Here is a 24152-nt window from a genome sequence, read left to right on the forward strand (position 1 = left end):
CATTATTTCTTTAAATTATATAAAATGAGGTGCTCCAATGTCGGTATTTAAAAACCAAGAAACGTACTGGGAAAACCTGTTTGATGAAGAAGACGGACTAAGCGCATTCCCTTACTTTAAAGCAGCGGATAAAGCGTCGTTGGCCCGTACCGGCTACCAGGAAAAATGCATCTGCCGTTCCTTATCTCCGGAAGTATCTCAAAGAATCATGACAATGGCGAATCATTCCGATATGGCGGCCTATCTGATTTTATTGGCGGGTATTGAATGCTTGTTATATAAATATACGGATCAAACGAGCCTGATTCTTGGCATTCCGACGGTATCGAAGCAAAAATCCGGCCAGTCAGCCGTTAACAACATTGTCCTCTTAAAAAATACGCTTTCAAACGAGAGTACATTTAAAACCGTATTCGGACAGCTGAAAGAAGCCGTTAATGATTCTCTGAAAAATCAAAACCTGCCGTTTAGAAAAATGGTTCAGCATCTGAGCGTGCAATACAATGACGAGCATCTGCCGTTGATTCATACCGTCGTTTCGCTTAACGAAATTCATTCCTTGCAATTTAAAGAAGATACTGCAGCCGATACGCTGTTTCACTTTGATTTGGAGAACAACGGGATTCATTTGAAGCTTTTTTATAACGGCAACCTGTACGATGAGCGCTATATCAATCAAATTGTATCCCATTTGGATCAGCTGCTGTCTGTGATCCTGTTTCAGCCTCAAGCCGCGATCCATACGGCAGAGATCTTACCGGAAGCGGAAAAACAGAAGCTATTGTTTGATTTTAACGATACCGTCAGAGATTTCTCCGGGAGCAGAACAGTCTATCAATTATTTGAAGAGCAAACAGAAAGAACACCTGAGCATGCGGCCGTCAAGTTTAAAAACGACCATTTGACGTACAGGGAACTGAATGAGAAGGCGAACCGTTTGGCAAGAACATTGCGTAATTGCGGGGTTCAACCTGATACGTTAGTCGCCATTCTCGCCGATCGTTCATTAGAGATGATCGTATCCATTATAGCCGTTTGGAAGGCAGGGGGCGCTTATGTGCCCCTGGATCCTGAATATCCAAAAGAGCGGCTTCAATATTTGCTTCATGATGCGGATGCAGACGTTCTCCTTGTTCAGCGTCATTTAAAAAACAGTCTCACCTTTGACGGCCCGGTGATTGATTTGAATGATGAAACATCATACCATGCCGATAGCTCATTGTTATCACCAGTAGCGGGACACAGCCATTTAGCCTATGTCATTTATACGTCGGGTACAACAGGAAAGCCGAAAGGAGTCATGGTTGAACACGGCGGCATTGTGAATTCGCTCCAATGGAAGAAGGCGTTTTTTAAGCATTCTCCGGCGGATCGCGTGCTTGTCTTGTACCCGTATGTTTTTGATGCGTTCATTTTAAATTTCTTCGGCCCGCTCATCTCGGGGGCAACTTTGCACCTATTGCCTAATGAAGAGAATAAAGAAACTTTCGCCATTCAAAATGCCATAAAACAAGAGAGAATTACTCATTTCTCAACTTCTCCCCGTCTTCTGAAAACGATGATCGAACAGATGAACACAGAGGACTTCATCCATGTTCAGCATGTTGTTGTAGGCGGTGAGCAGCTGGAAACAGATACAGTTGAGAAGCTGCATTCTCTGCAGCCTCGCATTCGGATCAATAATGAATACGGACCGACAGAAAACAGCGTGGTATCTACATTTCACCCTGTTCAGTCCGCTGATGAACAGATCACAATCGGCAGCCCGGTGGCCAACCATCAAGCTTATATTTTAGGAGCGCACCATCAAATCCAGCCGATCGGCGTACCGGGAGAGCTGTATGTCGGAGGAGCGGGAGTGGCCCGCGGCTACCTCAATCGTCCTGAATTGACGGAGGAAAAATTTGTGGAGCATCTGCATGTCCCTGGTCAAAAGATGTATAAAACGGGTGATCTCGCCAGATGGCTGCCGGATGGAAGAATCGAATATTTAGGGCGGATTGATCATCAAGTGAAAATTCGCGGCTACCGGATTGAGATCGGCGAGGTAGAGGCAGCCATGTTCAATCTGGAAAACGTTCGTGAAGCCGCAGTCGTCGCGCGGGAAGACGCAGACGGGGCCAAACAATTGTATGCCTATTATGTCGGCGAGCCTTCTTTGACCGCTGCGCAGTTCAGAAAAGAATTATCCCGGGAACTGCCGAATTATATGATTCCCTCCCGCTTTATCCCATTGGAACGCATTCCGCTCACTTCCAATGGGAAGATTGATCTGAAAGCTTTGCCTGCTGCTGACGAAAATACGCGGGCGGAATACGAATACATAGCCCCGCGGAACACAATAGAAGAACTGCTGGCGTCTATCTGGCAAGAAGTATTAGGGGCAGAACGTATAGGAATTCTGGATAATTTCTTTGATTTTGGCGGAGATTCGATTAAGTCAATTCAGGTGTCATCCAGATTGTATCAAGCCGGATACAAGGTTGATATGAAGCATTTGTTTAAACACCCCTCGATTGCTGAACTTAGTCAGTTTGTAGCGCCGGTCAGCAGGGTGGCTGATCAAGGAGAAGTGAATGGCGGAACCAAGCTGACCCCGATTCAGCATTGGTTTTTTGAACAAAACATGCCGCATGCACACCATTACAATCAGGCCGTCATGTTATATTCGGCGGAAAGCTTTAAAGAGGCTCCGCTTCGCCGGACGATGGAACAGATCGCGTCGCATCACGATGCCTTGAGGATGATTTTTGAAAAAACGCCGGATGGATACGCTCCGCGAATTACAGGAACAGATGAAAGTGAACTATACCATCTGGAAGTGATGAATTATAAAGGGGAAACCGATCCGGCTCAAGCGATTGCCGATAAAGCGAATGAGATTCAAAGCAGCATGGTATTAGACAAAGGGCCATTGATGAAGCTCGGTTTGTTCCAATGTCCGGACGGAGATCATTTGCTGATTGCAATTCATCATTTGCTGATTGACGGAGTATCCTGGCGTATTTTGCTCGAAGATTTTGCAAGCGGTTATGAGCAGGCAGAACGCGGACAAACGATCCAGCTCCCGCAAAAAACAGATTCGTTTCCATTCTGGGCCGATCAATTGTCCAAGCATGCAGCGGAAACCGACATGAAAGAGGAGATTGCTTATTGGACTGAGCTTTCAAGCATAAAGCCTCAGCCATTGCCTAAGGACACTATCAGCGAAGGATCGTTATTAAGTGACAGCGAAGAAGTGACGATTCAATGGACAAAAGAGGAAACGGAGCAATTATTAAAACAAGCGAACCGCGCCTACAACACGGATATCAACGATCTGCTGCTGACTTCGTTAGGGCTGGCCGTTCACAAGTGGACAGGCACGGAAGACATTGTCGTGAATTTGGAAGGCCACGGGAGAGAACCGATTATTCCGGATGCTGACATTTCCCGCACGATAGGATGGTTCACAAGCCAGTACCCTGTCGTCCTGAGGATGGAAGCCGGAAAAGACCTGTCGCAGCGAATCAAGATCGTGAAAGAAGGGCTGCGCCGCATCCCTGATAAAGGAATGAATTACAGCATCATCAAATATATATCCGGGCACCCGGAAGCCGACAGCCTGCAGCTGAATACGGAGATATCGTTTAACTATTTGGGACAATTTGACCAAGACCTGAAGCATCAGGCTTTGCGCATATCGCCATATTCCACAGGGTTATCGATGAACGAAAACCAAGAGAGAACGGCCGTGCTTGATTTGAACGGCATGATTGCCGAAGGGACATTATCACTGACACTGAGCTACAGCGCAAACAATACGAAAGATCTACTATGGCGCAATTTGCCCGGGGGTTGAAAGAAAGTCTGCAAGAAGTCATTGCGCATTGCGTAAGCCGGCAGCCAGACTTCTCTCACACCAAGTGACATCCTGTTAAAAGATATCTCAATCGACGAACTGGAACAGCTTTTGGAGCAGACGCGTGAATTAGGCGAAGCGGAAAATATTTATCCATTAACGCCGATGCAGAAGGGCATGCTGTTTCACAGCTTATTTGATCCGAATTCAGGTGCTTATTTTCAGCAAACGATGTTTGATCTGCATGGAGATCTGGAGATTGATTCATTTTCAAAAAGCTTGGACGGCTTATCGCAAAAATATGATATTTTCCGCACGAATTTTTACAGAGGCTGGAAGGATCAGCCGCTCCAAATTATATTCAAAACGAAAAAAATCGGTTTTCAATTCAATGACATACGAGAGATGAAGGAATCACAAAAAGAAGCGATGATTCAGCAGTATGCCAGAGAAGATAAGATGCGGGGGTTCGACTTAGAAAAAGGCACGTTAATGCGGCTATTCATCCTTCGTACGGATGAAAAGACATACCGTTTTATCTGGAGCTTCCACCATATTTTGATGGACGGCTGGTGCCTGCCGCTGATTACAAAAGAAATATTCGAGAATTACTTTGCCTTGCTTCAGCAAAAGCAGCCTGAACAATCATCAATTACTCCGTACAGTCAATATATTGAATGGCTCGGCCGGCAAGATGCGAAAAAGGCCACGGCTTATTGGGATCAATACTTAGAGGGATATGAGGAGCAAACCGGCCTTCCTAAGGATCACCATGCAGCGGAAGACGGACGATACGTTCCTGAAAAAGTGACGTGTGACATAAGCTCCGATCTCACTTCAAAAATGAAGCGGACGGCAGGCGAGCATCATGTCACGCTGAACACGCTGCTGCAGACGGCATGGGCGGTTTTGCTGCAGAAATATAACCGCAGCCGGGACGTTGTGTTTGGAAGTGTTGTATCCGGAAGACCTGCTGGAATTCCAAACGTGGAAACCATGATCGGCTTATTCATTAACACCATTCCCGTCCGGTTCCGGTGCGAAGCCGGGACAACGTTTGCCGAGCTTATGAAAGAGGCGCAGGAAAGGGCTGTAGCGTCTCAACAATTTGAGACGCACCCGCTGTACGATATTCAAGCGCGTACAACGCAAAAACAAGATTTAATTACACATTTAATGATATTCGAAAATTATCCGGTTGATCAGTATATGGAAAGCATAGGCCGCCAGAACGGAACATCCATCACGATCTCCAACGTACAAATGGAAGAACAGACCAACTACGATTTTAATTTGACCGTTATACCGGGCGACGAGATGACCATCTCTTTTGAATACAATGCAAATGTGTATGATCGGGCAAGCATAGAGCGGGTTCGGGAACATTTCATGCAAATCCTGCATCAAGTCGTGACAGATGCGGATATCCGGGTGGATCAAGCGGAATTGTTAACGGAAGGCGAAAGAAGAACCCTTCTGCAGACGCTTAACGACACGGCCGCGCCGTTTCCGCAGACGCCGGTTCATCAATTATTTGAAGAGCAATCGCAGCGTACGCCCGATCAAGCAGCCGTCATTGATAAGGACAGGCAGCTCACTTACGGAGAGCTCAATAAGCGGGCCAACCGACTGGCGCGAACGTTAAGAGCGAAAGGAGTCCAGACGGATCAGCCTGTAGCCATCATCACAAGAAACAGCATCGAATCGGTGGTCGGAATCCTTGCCGTTTTAAAATCAGGCGGAGCCTATGTCCCTATAGATCCGGAATATCCGCAAGACCGCATCCGGTATATGCTGGATGACTCCCAAGCCGGAATCGTTTTAATGCAGCGGGACGTCAGGAAACAGCTCGCCTATGAAGGCGTCACGGTTTTACTTGATGATGAAAGTTCTTATCACCAAGATGGCTCTGACCTTGCTCCGATAAATGATGTGAGCCATTTGGCATATGTCATTTATACGTCAGGTTCCACAGGCCGGCCAAAAGGCGTACTAATCGAGCACCAAGGCTTGACCAATTATATTTGGTGGGCGAAAGAGGTTTATGTAAAAGGCGAGAAAGCCAACTTCCCATTGTATTCGTCAATTTCTTTTGATCTGACGGTGACTTCTATTTTCACGCCGCTTGTCACAGGAAATGCAATCATCGTCTATGACGGAGAAGATAAAACAGCTCTGCTTGAATCGATTGTGAGGGACCCGAGGGTGGATATCATTAAATTGACTCCGGCCCATTTGCAGGTTTTGAAAGAAATGAACATTGCCGATCAAACGGCTGTCCGAAGAATGATTGTGGGCGGGGAAAACTTAAGCACCCGGTTAGCCCGCAGCATTCATGAACAGTTCGAAGGCCGGGTTGAAATATGCAATGAGTACGGACCGACGGAAACCGTTGTCGGCTGCATGATTTACCGTTATGATGCCGCAAAGGACAGACGGGAATCGGTACCGATCGGAACCGCTGCGGCAAACACGAGCATTTACGTTCTTGATGAGAATATGAAACCCGCACCGATCGGAGTGCCGGGAGAAATCTATATCAGCGGCGCCGGTGTGGCAAGAGGATATTTGAATCGTCCCGAATTAACGGCAGAGAAATTTGTCGATGACCCGTTTGAACCCGGAGCGAAGATGTATAAGACCGGAGATTTGGCGAAGTGGCTGGCGGACGGAAACATTGAATATGCGGGCAGAATAGATGAACAAGTGAAAATCAGAGGCTATCGTATCGAATTAGGCGAGATCGAGGCGGCACTGCTTCAAGAAGAAGCGATCAAGGAAGCTGTCGTTACAGCCAGAGAGGATGTCCACGGGTTTAAACAATTGTGTGCATATTACGTAAGCGGCGGGCAAACAACGGCTGCCCGGCTCCGGAAACAATTGTCTCATACCCTTGCAAGTTATATGGTTCCGGCTTATTTTATCGAGCTTGATGAAATGCCTTTAACTTCTAACGGAAAAATAAACAAAAAAGGGCTGCCGGCTCCGGATTTCGAGCTGCAGGACAGAGCAGAGTATAAAGCTCCCCGAACAAAAGCGGAAGAAATATTAGTTTCTGCCTGGGAATCGGTATTAGGCGCTGAAAACGTCAGTATTCTTGATAATTTCTTTGACCTTGGCGGAGATTCCATTAAATCCATTCAAGTATCCTCCAGATTAAATCAGCAAGGATACAAAATGGAAATCAAAGACTTGTTTCAATATGCAACAATTGCAGAATTGAGTCCGCATATCAAGCAGAATCTGCGTATAGCCGATCAAGGTGAGGTCAAAGGAAAAGTCAGCCTGACTCCTATTCAGCATTGGTTCTTTGATCACATAACGACAGATCAGCATTATTATAATCAAGCCGTCATGCTGCATGCGCCGGAAGGTTTTCAGGAAACGCAGCTTCGTCAAACCCTGCAAAAGCTTGCTGAACATCACGATGCGCTCCGCATGACGTTCCGGACTACGGAAAATGGCTGCGAGGCACAGAATGAAGAAATCGCCCAAAGCGGACTGTACCGCTTAGACGTCCTGAATCTGAAAGAAGATTCCGATCCGGGACGGACAATTGAAGCCAAAGCTGATGAGATACAAAGCAGTATGCGTTTAAGTGATGGGCCGTTAATGAAAGCCGGGTTGTTTCAATGCGCAAATGGAGATCATCTGCTCATTGCCATCCATCATTTGATTATAGACGGGATTTCATGGCGCATTTTACTGGAAGATATCGTTAGCGGCTACAAGCAAGCCGAGAACGGGCGAGTGATTCAACTGCCGCAAAAAACAGACTCTTTCCAATTATGGGCTAAGAGACTTTCAGAATATGCGCAAAGTGAAACCATAAAACAGGAACAGGAATATTGGACAAAGATCGAACAAACCGAAGTCAAACCGCTGCCTAAAGATTTTCATGAAACCCATACAACTGCAAAAGACAGTGAAACAGCAACTGTGGAATGGACGAAAGAGGAAACGGAGCTGCTATTAAAACAAGCGAATCGCGCTTATAACACGGAAATAAACGATTTGCTCTTAACTTCTCTGGGTCTTTCCATATCGCATTGGTCAGGACTGGAACAAATTCCGATTCATTTAGAGGGACACGGCCGAGAACAGATTATACAAGATATAGATATCTCCCGCACGGTCGGGTGGTTTACAAGTCTGTATCCGGTTGTGCTGCACGCGCATCCGGGCAAAGAGATCTCTGATTATATCAAGACGACCAAAGAAGGATTGCGCCAAATTCCGCATAAAGGGATCGGATATGGAATAGCAAGGTACTTAAGCGGCGGAATGCCATCGAAACTCAATCCTGAGATCAGCTTTAACTACCTGGGACAGTTTGACCAAGATTTACAGCAGCATGGGGTTCAATTATCTTCTTATTCTTGCGGTTCAGACTCAAGCGGAGATCAAGAAAGACCGTATGTATTGAATATAAACGGAATGATCACCGACTGCCGGCTGAAGCTTACGATCAGCTACAGCAGCAAACAGTACGCAAAAGAAACGATCATGCGGTTATCGGAAACGATTCAAAGCCGCCTGCGGACAATCATTACGCATTGCGTTCATAAAGAACAATCGGAACTGACGCCAAGCGATATTTTGTTAAAAGGCATGTCCATTGACGAATTGGATCAGCTCCTCATTCAACTGCCGCATGCAGGTGAGGTTGAAAACGTGTATCCGCTCACTCCGATGCAGAAAGGAATGCTCTTCCACAGCCTGCTGGACGAGGCCTCAAGTTCTTATTTTGAACAAGCATCGTTCGATTTGCAGGGAGAATTAAAGATTGATTGGTTTAAAGCAAGCCTTGAACGATTATTTGAAACATACGCCGTGCTCAGAACCCGTTTTTACAGCGGCTGGAACGATACTCCTTTACAAATTGTCTATAAAACGCAAAAACCGCAAATTCATTTTGCAGATTTGCGTGATATAGAGGAGCACCTGAGAGAGGATGCAATCGCAGCCTATCAAAGAGAAGATAAGGCAAAAGGATTTGACTTGGCTCGGGGTCCGCTGATGCGTATAGCGATTTTCCGTATGGAAGACCGCAAATATCATTTGATTTGGAGCTTCCATCATATTGTGATGGATGGCTGGTGCCTGTCTCTTATCACGAAGGAAGTGTTTGATCATTATCGCGCCTTACAGGAAGGCAGGGAACCAGAACCGTCATCGGCAGCTCCTTACAGCGACTATATCGAGTGGCTTGACCGCCAAGATCAGGGAGCGGCAAAGCGGTACTGGAGCGGGTATCTTGAAGGATATACAGGTGAAACCACGCTTCTTCATAAAATAGAGCAGCATGAACAAAAAGAATACGCCTATGCCAATGTGATCTGCCGATTTGATCACGAACAGACAAAACAATTACAGCAGATCGCAAATCAGCATCAGGTTACATTAAATACGTTGATCCAAACGTTATGGGGAGTTTTATTACAGAAATACAGCGGGTCCGCAGACGTTATCTTCGGCAGTGTCGTGTCGGGAAGGCCGGCGGAAATTCCTGATGTAGAACAGATGATCGGCCTGTTCATCAATACCATTCCGGTTCGCATCCGCTGCGATGAGGACAGCACTTTTGCTGATATGATGCAAATGGTTCAACAAAACGCTCTGGCTTCCCAATCATACGATACCTATCCTTTATACGAAATTCAGGCCCAAACGGAACAAAAGCAAAACTTAATTGATCATATACTGATCTTTGAAAATTATCCGATAGAGCAGCAAGTCGAAAAGGGCCATGATGCTGCGGATTTAAATATCGTGAATTTCCATATAGAAGAACATACCCATTACGATTTTAATGTAGTTGTCATCCCTGGCGAACAACTCACCGTTCATTTTGATTTCAACCAAAATGAATATGGACAATCAGAGGCAGAGCGGATTCGCGGACATTTTGAACAGCTCATTCACCAAATTTTGCAGCAGCCGTCTGTCAAAATAGAAGGAATGGAACTTCTGACGCAGCAAGAAAAAGAACAGCTGCTCACTCCGCTTTCCGGGGGAACAGAGAAGCCTGAATACGAAACGATTCATACTATGTTTGAACGCCAGGCGGCACAAACGCCGCAAGAAATCGCAGTTCAATACGAAGGGGCGGAGATTTCTTACAAAGAGCTGAACGAAACGGCCAATAAACTGGCGCGGATTCTCCGTAAGCGAGGTGTGAAGCATCAGGAGCCGGTGGCTGTGATCGCCGGGCGTTCACCATCATTAGCGATTGCTGTTTTAGGCATTTTAAAAGCGGGCGGTGCCATTGTTCCGATTGATCCGAGCCATCCTTCCGAACGAATCCGCTATATCATTGAAAACAGCAGTTGCACTCATGTTGTAACAGAGAAAGACCGGTCAGTCCCCGAGGCAGCAACGCAGATTGTCACATTCATAGAAGAAGCGGTGACAGAACCGGACGGGAGCAATGTGCAGACGATAAACACGGCGGAGGATCTGCTTTACGTTATTTATACATCAGGAACGACGGGGAAACCGAAGGGTGTGCTGCTTGAACATAGAAATATGGCCAATTTGCTGTATGACCAATTTACAAACTCAGGCATCGATTTCAAAACCAATGTGCTTCAATACGCATCTCCGGCATTTGATGTCTGCTATCAAGAGCTGTTTTCAGCCCTGCTCAGCGGCGGCACACTCCACATCGTGCCTGAATCAATAAAGCGGGACGCGGCTCAGCTGTTTTCGTTTATTAATAAACATCAGACGGACATCGTCTTTTTCCCGACTGCTTTTGCCAAAATGCTTTTTAGCGAAGAGAGCTATGCATATTCATTTCCGCGCTGTGTGAAGCATTTGATTACAGCAGGAGAACAATTGACAGTATCCCGTTTATTTCAGCAAGTGCTCCGCACCCACGGCTTGCATTTGCACAATCATTACGGTCCGTCAGAAACTCATGTGGTGTCGACGTATACCATTCAACCGGGAGATGATATTCCTGAATTTCCGCCGATCGGAAAACCGATATGCCATAACAATATGTATGTCATCAGCAAGAACAAACAGCTTCAGCCCTTGGGCATTGCGGGAGAACTGTATATTTCCGGAGCAAATACCGGGAGAGGCTATGCGAATAACCCGGCTTTAACGGGAGAGAAATTTTTGCCTGATCCGTTCAGAGAGGGAGCCGTTATGTACCGCACCGGAGATTTGGCAAGGCTGCGTGAGGACGGGCAAATCGAATACATCGGCCGCATTGATGATCAGGCGAAAATAAGGGGCTACCGGATCGAACCGAAAGAAGTTGAGGTCATATTGGCCAATCACCCGGCGGTGAGAGAAGCAGCCGTCCTTATTCAAAAAAACGCTTTGGGTGAAAATGAATTGTGCGCGTACTGCAGCGTCTCAAAAGCGACTGATCCTTCAGCATTACGGAAAGATCTGGCCAAAAACCTTCCTGACTATATGATTCCCGTGAAATGGGCTTTTGTTGAATCGATTCCGCTCACGGCAAACGGAAAAGTCGACCGCAAAGCATTGCCAGCACCAGAAGGAGGCGTGCAAACAGGGGGCGAATACGTTGCTCCCCGTACAGCGGCGGAAGCGCAGGTGGCGCATATCTGGAAAGAGGTGCTTGGACTTCCGCGTATCGGCGTGAAAGATAACTTCTTCGACATCGGCGGTCACTCGCTGCGGGCAACGACTCTGACGGCGAAGCTGCACAAAGAGATGGGGGTCAGCCTGCCGCTGCGGGAAGTGTTCCGGTCACCAACAATTGAAGAAATGGCAGAAACGATTACCGGAATGAAACACACAGCATATACATCTATCCCGACCATTGACGCAAAAGAATACTATGCCGTCTCCTCGGCGCAAAAACGGCTGTACATTTTGAATCAGCTGAAAGGCGGAGAGCTGAGCTACAACATGCCGAGTGTCATGAGGGCCGATGGAGCTCTGGATCGGGAACTTGTCGAGAAGGCGATTCGCAAGCTGATTCAGCGCCATGAAACGCTGCGTACCGGCTTTGAATTGATAGACGGAGAACCGGTGCAGCGGATTTATGACGACGTCCCATTTGCAGTGGAATTCACTCAGGCGAAAGAAGAACAGGCGGAAGTCCTCGTTCATGGGTTTGTGCGGGCATTTGACTTGGAGAAAGCGCCGCTGCTGCGGGTAGGACTGATTGAGCTTGCAAAAGACCGCCATTTGCTGCTGTTTGACATGCATCATATCATTTCAGACGGCGTATCTATCAAGAATTTGATTGAAGAGTTCGTTTCATTATATGAAGGAAAAGAATTGCCGCCATTGCGGGTTCAGTATAAAGATTATGCGGCGTGGCAGCTGGCGGATATGCAAAGCGAACGGATGAAGAAACAGGAAGCGTATTGGCTGGATGTGTTCAGCGGAGAGGTTCCGGTGCTGGATATGCCAACCGACTACGGAAGACCGGCTGCGCGGAGCTTTGAAGGAGGACAAATCGAGTTTGTTATCGGACCGGAGCTGACGGAACAGCTGAAAGGCTTGGCGGTGAAGAGCGAAAGCACACTGTACATGGTGCTGCTGGCTGCTTATACGACCATGCTTGCCAAATACAGCGGGCAAGAAGACATCGTAGTAGGGAGCCCGATTGCCGGAAGAACCCATTCGGATTTGGAAAGCTTAATCGGCATGTTCGTGGGCACGCTGGCGATACGAACGAAACCGATCGGGGAAAAAACATTCCGGGAGTACGTGCAGGAAGTCAAAGAGCATACATTAAAAGCGTACGAAAACCAGGAGTATCCATTCGACGAACTGGTGGACAAGCTGAATGTGTCCCGGGATTTCAGCCGCCATCCGCTGTTTGACACGATGTTCATATGGCAAAACACAGAACGTGGAGAATTGAGCCTCGATGATGTGCGTTTTACCCCTTATCCGGACAACCATGCGATGGCGAAGTTCGACCTGACGTTCCAAGCGGCAGAAAATGAAGACGGAATTACAGGTATGATCAGTTACGCGGCAGCGCTGTATAAGCAGGAAACTGCAGAACGCATGGCAAAGCACTTTATCCAATTGATCGAGGCGATTGCGAATGATCCGCAGGCGCCGCTTTCATGGCTGGAGATGATCACCGCGAAGGAGAAAGAGCAGATTGTGGAGAGATGGGGCCAACCGGCAATAGACTGCCCAAGGGACAAAACAATTCACCAATTGTTCGAGGAGCAGGCGGAGCGTACGCCGGAACTTACGGCCGCAGTTTACGAGAAAAGCCGATTCACATACCGTGAGCTGAATGAGCGGGCCAACCGCCTGGCACGGATTTTAAGAAGCGAAGGCGTGCAGCCTGACCAGCCTGTGGGTATTCTGGCAGAACGTTCTCTGGAAATGATCGTGGGGATTATGGCGATCCTGAAAGCCGGGGGCGCGTATGTGCCGATGGATCCGGACAGCCCGCAGGAACGCATCCGCTATATTCTGGAGGATTCAGGAGCAAAGGTTCTGCTGGCACAGCCCCATTTACAAGATCGTGTATCCTTTGCCGGAGAGATTTTACTGCTGAATGACGAACGAATGAACAGCGGGGATGGCTCGAATCTGGTGACGGCAGCCGGACCGGATCACTTGGCGTATGTGATTTACACATCAGGCACAACCGGCAAGCCAAAAGGCACGCTGATTGAGCATCGCCAGGTACTTCATTTGATGGAGGGGCTCCGCGGACAAGTGTACGGTGCTTATGATTCGGGATTGCGTGTGTCTCTGTTGGCACCGTACTATTTCGACGCATCGGTCAAGCAAATTTTCGCGGCACTGTTAGGGGGACATGCACTGTATATCGTCCCTAAAGCATCAGTATCAGACGGTTATGCCTTGTCAAACTATTATCGCACCCACCGCATTGACGTAACAGACGGAACACCGTCACATTTGCAATTGCTTATCGCTGCAGACAGCCTTCATGGGGTAACGATCCGGCACATGCTTATTGGAGGAGAGGCGCTCCCGCAGGCGACGGTGGCGCAATTGCTTGAATTGTTCGCTTCGAACGGGTCATCAATGCCGCTCATAACCAATGTATACGGTCCGACGGAAACCTGCGTGGATGCATCGGTCTTCCATATCGTACCGGAGACATTGGCATCCGCTGACGACGGCGGTTACGTGCCGATCGGCAAGCCGCTAGGCAACAACCGTGTGTATATTGTTGATTCCCATGACCGGATGCTGCCTATAGGTGTAAAGGGTGAGCTGTGCATCGCCGGAGACGGAGTAGGACGAGGGTATCTGAACTTGCCTGAATTAACGGGTGAAAAGTTTGTAGCCGATCCGTTTGTAATCGGAGAGCGGATGTATAAAACAGGCGATCTTGCCCGTTACCTGCCGGTTGGGAACATTGAATATGCCGGAAGAAAGGATCATCAGGTCAAAATTCGCGGTTACCGGATCGAACTTGGCGAGGTGGAAGCCGCTCTTCTCAACATCGAGCATGTACAAGAAGCGGTGATCCTGGCCAGAGAAAATGCAGAGGGACAAAGCGATTTGTATGCCTATTTTACAGGGGAGAAGTCACTGCCGATCAATCAGCTTAAAGAAAAACTCTCCGATCAAATACCAGGCTACATGGTTCCTTCATACCTGATGCAACTGGAACAAATGCCGTTAACCTCCAATGGAAAAGTGAATCGCAGCGCGTTACCGCTGCCTGAAGCAGGCTTGCAGACCGGGATTGACTATGTTGCTCCAAGGACAAAGCCGGAAGAGCAGCTGGTTCACATCTGGAAAGAAGTATTGAAGTTAGAACAAGTCGGCGTCAAAGATAACTTTTTCGATCTCGGCGGGCATTCGTTACGGGGGATGACGCTCGTTACCAAGATCCATAAGCAATTCGGCAAAAGCATTTCATTGAGAGAAGTGTTTCAATACCCGACGGTTGAAGAAATGGCGAGGGTCATTGCGGGCGCGGAAACCAGCGGACCGGATGAAATCCCTGTTGCAGAAGCCAAAGATGTTTATCCTGTATCTTCCGTACAAAAGATGGTTTACCTGTCTACACAAATTGAAGGCGGAGAACTAAGTTACAACATGCCGGGGATTTTGACATTGGAAGGCAGGATGGACATGAATCGTTTACAATCTGCGTTCCAAAGTCTGATCCAGCGCCATGAATCGCTACGAACCGGATTTGAAATGGTCCGGGGAGAGCTGGTGCAGGTGATCAAGCCGCAGGCGGATTTCTCTATAGAAAGGTACAAAGCAGCTGATAAGCAGGTCGAGGAGCTGTTCCGCAATTTCGTGCGGCCTTTCGATCTCAGTCAGGCTCCATTGCTTCGGGCCGGACTCATCGAATTAGAACAGGACAGACATGTTTTCATGTTTGACATGCATCATATCGTTTCAGACGGCGCTTCTATGAATATTTTTGTTGAAGAACTGATTCAATTGTATGACGGCAAAGAATTAACCCCGCTCCGTATTCAATACAAAGATTACACTGTATGGCAGCAGCAGGCGGAGCAGAGGGCACGCATCAAAAGGCAGGAGAACTATTGGCTGAATGTATTTCATGAGGAACTCCCGCCATTTGAGCTGCCGAAAGATTTTGCCAGACCGCGAATTCGAAGCTTTGAAGGCAAGCGATACAATTTCGCTCTCGATGAGACTGTGGTCCAGGGGATTAAACAGATGGAAGAATTGACCGGATCGACCGCTTACATGATCTTGCTGTCAGCCTATAACATACTGCTGGCCAAATACAGCGGTCAGGAAGATATCGTCGTCGGTACGCCTATTGCGGGAAGAATGCATGAAGATTTACAGCATATTATCGGGATGTTTGTGAATACGCTGGCCATCCGTACTGCCCCGGCTGGAGAAAAGACCTTTATGGACTATGTAACGGAAACAAAAGAAACGATGCTGAAAGCTTATGAAAATCAAGAATATCCTTTTGAAGAATTAGTTGAGAAACTGGGAGTGAAACGGGACTTAAGCCGTAATCCGTTATTCGATACGATGTTTGTTCTGCAAAATACGGAACAAACGGATATCGAATTGGACTCTCTCGCGGTCAGACCATATGAACAAACAAATACGGCGGCCAAATTTGATTTACAGCTGACTTTCGTGATGAATCCGCACGAGATTCAAGGAAGCTTTGAGTACTGCACGAAGCTGTTTAAACAGAAAACCATCGCTACGCTGAGCAAGGATTACGCCATGATTCTGTCGGCGATCATAAAAGACCCATCGATTCCTTTAAAAGAAATTCAATTAAGTGAGAAAGTAAATAAAAGTGAACACTTTGCAAACGAAATCGAATTGAATTTCTAAAAACGGCCGGTACCGGCTGTCCCCGGCATGATGTTTTTACGGGGACAGCGGTCAGCCGGCTAAAACTCACTGGAGGGATATTAATGTCAGAATTCAAGCAACAGGAGTTGTTCTGGAGCAGCATGTTCGATGCGGAAGATCGTCCCAGTGCAATCCCTTCGTTTCAAATGTCGGACTCAACAATAGAGCACGATGCGCCGAGTGCACCCAACCGTATTCACAGTTCATTGAGCTCCGATGTATCCCTGCGCATCATGAAGATGACGAATAAATCGCCAATGGCCGTTTATATGGTTCTCCTGGTCGGAATCGAGTGTCTTTTGTACAAATATACGGGGGAAGAGGGCGTTATTGTAGGTGTACCGACCTTTGAAGACGAAACCGATGAAGACCTTCGTTTAGATCAAGTCATGTTAATCAAACAAAACATAAATGCGGACAGCACATTTAAATCCATATTTAATGAATTCAAGCATACGCTGAACGGAGCCATCTTAAATCAGCACGTTCCTTTCGATAAAATGGCCGGTCCATTAAATCTGAACTACGATTCAAATCATTTGCCAATGATCCATACGATCGTATCACTAGATCAGCTTCATCCCATTCGTTTTATAGAAACGGCTGCTGCTGATACGTTATTTCAGTTTTCCATCGAAAATGATTCGATTCATTTAAAGTTAACTTATAATGAACAAGCTTATGATCGCCAGTATATGATGCAAGTGATCGAACATGTAAACCGGGTTTTTTCAAGTTTGTTATTCCAACCCGACCTTATGATCCGACAGCTTAATATTCTGTCAGACTCAGAGACAAATCAACTCATCGCCTATAATCAAACGGCTGCAGAGTATCCAACAGAAAAAACGATTCATCAATTTTTGGAGGAACAAGCGGAACGCACCCCTGATCAAACGGCTGTTGTCTACGAGGATAGCCGTCTGACGTACCGGGAATTGAATGAAAAGGCGAATCAACTCGCTCGGACACTGCAATCTGAAGGCGTGCAGCCGGATCAGCCGGTCGGGATTATGGCCGAACGCTCCCTGGATATGATTTTAGGGATCTTCGGGATCTTGAAAGCCGGCGGGGCGTATGTACCGATTGACCCGGGCTATCCCGAGGAACGGGTTCGATACATATTGGAGGATTCGGATACGAAGTTGTTACTGGTGCAGAATCAATCGCAAGAGAGAGTACCTTTTACGGGAAAAGTGCTGGATATGAAAGATCCCCAAAACTTTTGTGCAGACGGGTCGAATGTAGAGCCGGCTGCTGGTCCGGATCATCTGGCCTATGTTATTTATACATCGGGTTCAACGGGCAAGCCGAAAGGGGTTATGGTTGAGCACCGGTCGGTCATCAATCGGCTGGTGTGGATGCAGGAAAAATACCCTCTGGATGAGCGGGATGCGATTCTGCAAAAAACTGCGATCACCTTTGACGTATCAGTGTGGGAACTGTTCTGGTGGACGCTGGCAGGTTCTAAACTGGTGCTGCTGCCAAGCGGAGGAGAAAAGAATCCCGAGCTGATTTTAGATACAATTGCACAAAAAGGCGTCAGCACAATGCATTTTGTACCTGCGATGCTGCATGCCTTCCTGGAATCCATGGATCAGAAGCCAAGCGGGATGTTGAAACAAAAATTAGCGTCATTAAGACATGTGTTTGCAAGCGGTGAGGCTTTGAAGCCTGTACATGTCGCAGGCTTCAAACGCATCATCACGTCGGTGAGCCAGGCTCAAATCATCAATTTGTACGGACCGACTGAGGCAACAATTGATGTATCATACTTTGATTGCCAGACGGAAGAAACATATGCAACGATTCCGATAGGCAAACCGATTTCCAACATTCAATTGTATATATTACATGCTGATTTGGAACATATGCAGCCGATCGGTGTGGCGGGAGAACTGTGCATAGCGGGCGACGGGCTTGCAAGGGGCTACTTGAATCGTCCCGAACTGACGGCCGAGAAGTTTGTAAACCATCCGATTGCATCAGGAGAACGGATATACCGGACGGGAGACTTGGCAAGATGGCTGCCGGACGGCAATATCGAGTATTTGGGCCGGATTGATCACCAGGTGAAAATCCGCGGTTACCGCATTGAAATCGGCGAAGTCGAAGGCGCTTTTTTTCAGCTTCCGGCGATCAAAGAAGCCATCGTCATCGCCCGGGAAATCGATGGGGAAACATCCTTGTGCGCCTATTATACCGCACAACATGCTTTAACTGCAGGCGAGCTCCGTGAAGAGCTGTCCCGGCAGCTTCCATCCTATATGATACCTGCTTATTTCGTTCAGCTGGAAGAGATGCCGCTTACTTTCAACGGGAAAATAGACCGTAAATCCCTTCCTTCTCCAAGAGAGAATCTTACAGGCATGAACTATGAAGCTCCTCGAACAGAACTGGAAAAAATACTGGCCGCGGTGTGGGAGTCGGTCTTAGGCTTAGAACGGGTCGGAATCTCAGATCATTTCTTCGAATTGGGGGGCGATTCCATTAAGTCGATTCAAGTGTCCTCAAGATTATACCAAGCCGGGTATAAGTTTGAAATCAAACACTTGTTTAAATACCCAACCATCTCCGAGCTTGTTCCATACGTAGAGCCGGTAACCCGAATCGCAGAACAAGGAGAAATCAAAGGCCGTGCGTTGCTGACACCGATTCAGCATTGGTTTTTCGACCAGAAATACCCGGAATTACACCATTACAATCAAGCGATTATGCTTTATTGGAAAGAGGGACTGGATGAATCCAAGCTTCGGGACGTCATGAAGAAGATCACAGAGCATCACGATGCTTTGCGCATGGTCTATGTTCCGACAGAAGATGGATATGAAGCCCGAAATCGGGGGATCGATGAAGGTGATCTGTTCAGCCTTGAAGTGATCTCATTACGCGAAGAAAAAAATGTGTCCCAGACGATAGAAAGCATTTCCAATGAGATTCAGCAATCCATTCATTTAGCCGAAGGACCGCTCATGAAACTGGGATTGTTCCGGTGTCAAGAGGGAGATCATTTGCTGATTGCGGTTCATCATCTGGTCATCGACGGCGTATCGTGGAGGATTTTACTTGAGGATATAGCGGCAGCTTATGAGCAGCTTCAAAACGGCGAAGCGATCCGGCTTCCGAAGAAAACGGACTCTTACCTGTTATGGGCTGAACAGTTGAATCGTTATGCAGAAAGTCAGGAATTCGAAGCGGAAAATCAATACTGGTTCAGACAGAAACATAATCCGCAACATACATTGCCAAAGGACAATGGACAGGAGACCGGTCTGGCCAAAGACAAGGAAACGGTCATTGTTCAATGGACCGTCGAGGAAACCGAACGTTTATTAAAAAACGCTCACAGGGCTTATTCGACCGATATGAACGATTTATTACTGACCGGTCTGGGAATTGCTGTTCATCGTTGGACCGGATATGAAGACATTCTCATTCACCTTGAAGGACACGGCAGAGAGTCTATCATTCCGGATCTCGATATTTCGCGTACGGTGGGATGGTTCACAAGCCTATATCCGGTTTCGCTTCAAATCAAAGCTGATCAGGATATCCCGGAGCGGATTAAAACAGTGAAAGAAAATTTGCGTCAGATCCCCCAAAAAGGAATAGGTTACGGCCTGATCAAATATTTGTCCGATCACCCGAAGGCGAATGAATGGACCGGACATCCGGAAATACGTTTCAATTATTTGGGTCAATTTGATCAAGATGTCCGGAACGGCAGGATGGAAGTATCCCCTTACTCAAGCGGGGAAACAGCCAGTGACAATCGCCCCTTGACCTATACACTTGATATCAACGGCATGATTTCAGAAGGCCGATTGTCGCTGGCCATCAGCTATAGCGGTAAACAATATCAAAGAGAAACAATGGAAGCCTGTGCCGATCTCTTAAAAAGCAGCCTGCAGCAAGTCATCGCACATTGTGATGCTCAAGATCAAATTCACCTGACGCCAAGCGACATTTCGTTAAAAGGTATAACGATCGGTGAACTGGATCAATTTGTGCAGCAAACGAGTCATCTCGGTGACATTGAAAATATATACCCATTAACCCCGATGCAGAAAGGAATGTTGTTCCACAGCTTGATTGATTCGGCTTCCGAAGCTTACTTTGAACAAGCCGCTTTTGATCTGAAAGGTTTCTTGGATATCGATGCATTCAGGATGAGTTTAGCGCATCTGGCCGAAAAATATGACATTCTTCGGACTCTTTTTTATACAGAATGGAAAGATCAGCCTTTGCAGATTGTATTCCGGCAAAAGCCGATTGAAACGGCTGTTGAAGATATTCGCAGCATGAACAGTCATCAGCGCAGCGAGTTTATTGCCGATTTTGCTAGAAGAGATAAGGCGCGGGGATTCAATCTCACCCGGGATGCTTTAATGCGCGTATCGATCCTGCGGACAGAGGAAGACCAAGCGCGATTGATATGGAGCTTTCATCATATTTTAATGGATGGCTGGTGTTTGCCTCTTGTTACGAAAGAAGTGTTTGAAACCTATTATGCGATACTCGAACAAAGGCAGCCGCAGCCGAAGCGGGGAGCCGTCACTCCATACAGCCGATATATCGAATGGCTCGATCAACAAGATCACAAACAGGCGTCAGCCTATTGGCGTAATTACTTGGAAGGTTATGAAGGGCAAACTGTTTTGTTACAAGAACAATCTTCCGGCCAGACGAAAGGATACGAAAAAGGAGAGCATACGTTTCATTTAGGAAAACAGCTCTCAGACGAAATCAAACGGGCCGCAAGCCGCCAGCAAGTCACCGTCAATACATGGATACAAACAGCATGGGGCTTATTGCTGCAAAGATACAATGGGAGTCAGGATGTCGTCTTCGGCACGGTCGTATCCGGCAGACCGGCAGAAATTCCGGGAATTGAAACCATGGTCGGTTTATTTATCAATACCATTCCCGTACGTATTCATACGCAGCCTGAAATGACAGCTGCACAAGTATTGAAAGTGAACCAGGAGCGGGCACTGGCTTCTCAAAAATATGATACATTTCCGTTGTATGACATTCAGGCTCAAACTGAGCAAAAGCAGCAGTTGATCAATCATATTATGGTATTTGAGAATTACCCGGTTGAGAAACAAATAGAACATATGAAGGAGGATGACAACGCATTAGACATTCTCGATTTTCATATGGAAGAACATACACATTACGACTTTACTTTTATTGTGATTCCAGATGGAGAAATTGACATTCGTTTTGTATACAACCACGATGTTTATGATCAAGCAAGTGTCGAACGGATGCAGACGCATTTCATGCAAATCATGAAGCAAATGGCGGACGATCAGGAAGTTCGCGTTCAAGACCTTGATATCGTAACAGCGGATGAGCGATCGCTTCTGATAGATAAGTTCAACGATACGGCGGCTGAGTATCCAAAGGAAAAGACGATTCATCAATTGTTTGAAGAACAAGCGGAGCGAACGCCGGAGCAAGCAGCGATTGTTTTTGAAGATAAGAAGCTGACATATCGGGTAGTAAATGAACGCGCCAATCAGCTGGCCCGAACCTTGGTTGCCAAAGGACTTCAGGCCGAGGAGCTTGTCGGCATTATGGCGGAACGTTCACCGGAGATGGTGATAGGCATCCTTGCTATTTTGAAAGCCGGGGGCGTTTACGTACCGATCGATCCGGATTATCCGAAAGAACGCATCCATTATATGCTTGAGGATTCTAACGTCTCTATCTTATTATTGCAACATCATCTTCTGGAAGGTACCGATTATCAAAGTCATACTGTCTTCCTTGACGATCCGTCATCATACGACGCCGAACCATCTAATCTCAATCTGAGCGTGATGCCAAATCAATTAGCCTACGTGATTTATACATCAGGAACTACGGGGAATCCGAAAGGCACGCTCATTGAACATAAAAACGTGGTTCGTCTGTTATTTAACAACAAAAATGTTTTTGATTTTAACGCATCGGACACTTGGACTTTGTTTCATTCCTTCTGCTTTGATTTTTCAGTATGGGAAATGTACGGAGCGCTGCTGTATGGGGGCAAATTAGTGATTGTTCCGAAACAAATAGCAAAAAACCCGGAAAGGTATTTGCAATTGTTAAAATCGGAAGCTGTGACCATTTTAAATCAAACGCCAAGTTATTTTTATCAACTGATGCAGGAGGAGAGAGCAGATCCCGAATCCAATTTAAACATCCGAAAAATCATATTTGGCGGAGAGGCGTTAAATCCATCCTTCTTGAAAGACTGGAAGCTTAAATATCCTTTAACACAATTAATCAATATGTACGGCATCACCGAAACCACCGTTCATGTCACATATAAAGAAATCACGGAACGGGAAATCAACGAGGGCAGAAGCAACATCGGACAACCTATTCCTACTCTGCAAGCGTATATTTTGGACGAATATCAACGCATTCAGGTCATGGGCATACCGGGCGAGCTCTATGTGGCAGGAGAGGGACTGGCCAGAGGATATTTGAACCGCCCGGAATTAACGGCTGAGAAATTTGTTGAACACCCGTTTGCCGCAGGCGAAAAAATGTACAAAACGGGAGATGTCGCCCGGTGGCTGCCTGACGGCAATATCGAGTATTTAGGAAGAATTGATCATCAGGTGAAAATCCGGGGCTACCGGATTGAAATTGGCGAGGTCGAAGCGGCTTTATTGCAATCGGAATCTGTCAAAGAAGCGGTCGTCATCGCGATTGAAGAAGAAGGCTCAAAGCAGCTGTGCGCCTACTTGTCAGGAGACGATTCATTAAATACGGCGCAGCTGAAGCGTCATTTACTGAACAAACTGCCCGCTTATATGATACCGGCTTACTTTGTTCAAATGGAGAAAATGCCGATAACCGCAAATGGAAAAATCGATCGAAAAGCTTTGCCGGCTCCTGAGGGAAATAGGCTCACCGGAACCGAATACGAAGCGCCCGGAACGTTAATTGAAAAGCAGCTGGCCGAGATATGGAAGAACATTTTAGCTCTCAATGACCCGGGAATTAAAGATAACTTCTTTGACGTTGGCGGCCATTCGCTCAAAGTATTGCAAGTTATTCATCAAATCAACGACCGTATGGGAATCAAAATGCATTATCAAGCCGTATACGATTTTCCTACCATCGAAACAATGGCACGCGCCATTCAAGCGGCAGTTTTCGAGTCCAAGACGGATAACGTATTCGTCAAGATGAATCAGAACGGTTCAATCCCTTTGTTCTGTTTCCCGCCTTTAATCGGGTACGGGCTGGTCTATAATGAAATGGCGAAAAGACTAGACGGCCGCTGCACCGTCTATGCCGCTGATTTCTTAGAAGAGCCGTCTTACGAGCAAGAGATAGTCGACCGGTATGCAGAAAGCATGATAGGCATTCAGGAACAAGGGCCTTTTGTTTTACTCGGTTACTCCTCGGGGTCGAATTTGGCTTTTGAGGTTGCCAAAGCCTTGGAGAAGCGCGGACGCATCGTATCGGACATTATGATGCTTGATTCTAAAAGAGCCGTTTCGGTGAATTATTTTTCGGAAGAGGAAACCGAAGAGATCATTCATCGGAATCTCGATATCATTCCGGATTATTACAGAGAATTATTAACCATTCCTTCCATTAAGGATAAAATCAGAAGCTATCTCACATATCACAATAAACTGATCAATTCTGGCGCGGTGAACGCCAACATTCATCATTTTCTATGCGGCGAGTTGACCGATAGAGGATGGAAGCAATCAACCGCACAGCATTACCTTGAGTACAAATTAAAAGGAGACCATGTGACGATCTTTGACCCTCACAATATCGAAGAAAATACGGATACAATTCGATCTCTTATCAAAAGGATTGAAGAACGGCATCATCACGGACTTGTTCTTGAAGAACAACTGTCAATAGGATCGTTTGCTGGCGACACGAAGTTTGACAAAATGTAAGTGATTCAGGGCAAAATGCCGCTGACTGCAATCGGCGGCATTTTTCATAAAAGAGGGTCAGATATTTGCAACGT

1 protein-coding gene and 1 pseudogene are annotated in these 24152 nt (G+C 46.8%); both read left to right on the forward strand.

The annotated features are described in order from the left end of the window. Positions 1-37: 37 nt before the first annotated feature. A pseudogene (gene bamB, locus MJQ52_RS01960) lies at positions 38-16129 on the forward strand (bacillomycin D non-ribosomal peptide synthetase BamB). A gap of 83 nt (positions 16130-16212) precedes the next feature. Further along, on the forward strand, positions 16213-24078 hold the full coding sequence (gene bamC, locus MJQ52_RS01965) for a bacillomycin D non-ribosomal peptide synthetase BamC (RefSeq protein ID WP_191073318.1): 7866 nt from the start codon (positions 16213-16215) through the stop codon (positions 24076-24078). Positions 24079-24152 lie beyond the last annotated feature (74 nt).

Origin of the sequence: Bacillus sp. jun7, assembly GCF_051034795.1 — a bacterium.
Taxonomy (GTDB): Bacteria; Bacillota; Bacilli; order Bacillales; family Bacillaceae; genus Bacillus; species Bacillus velezensis.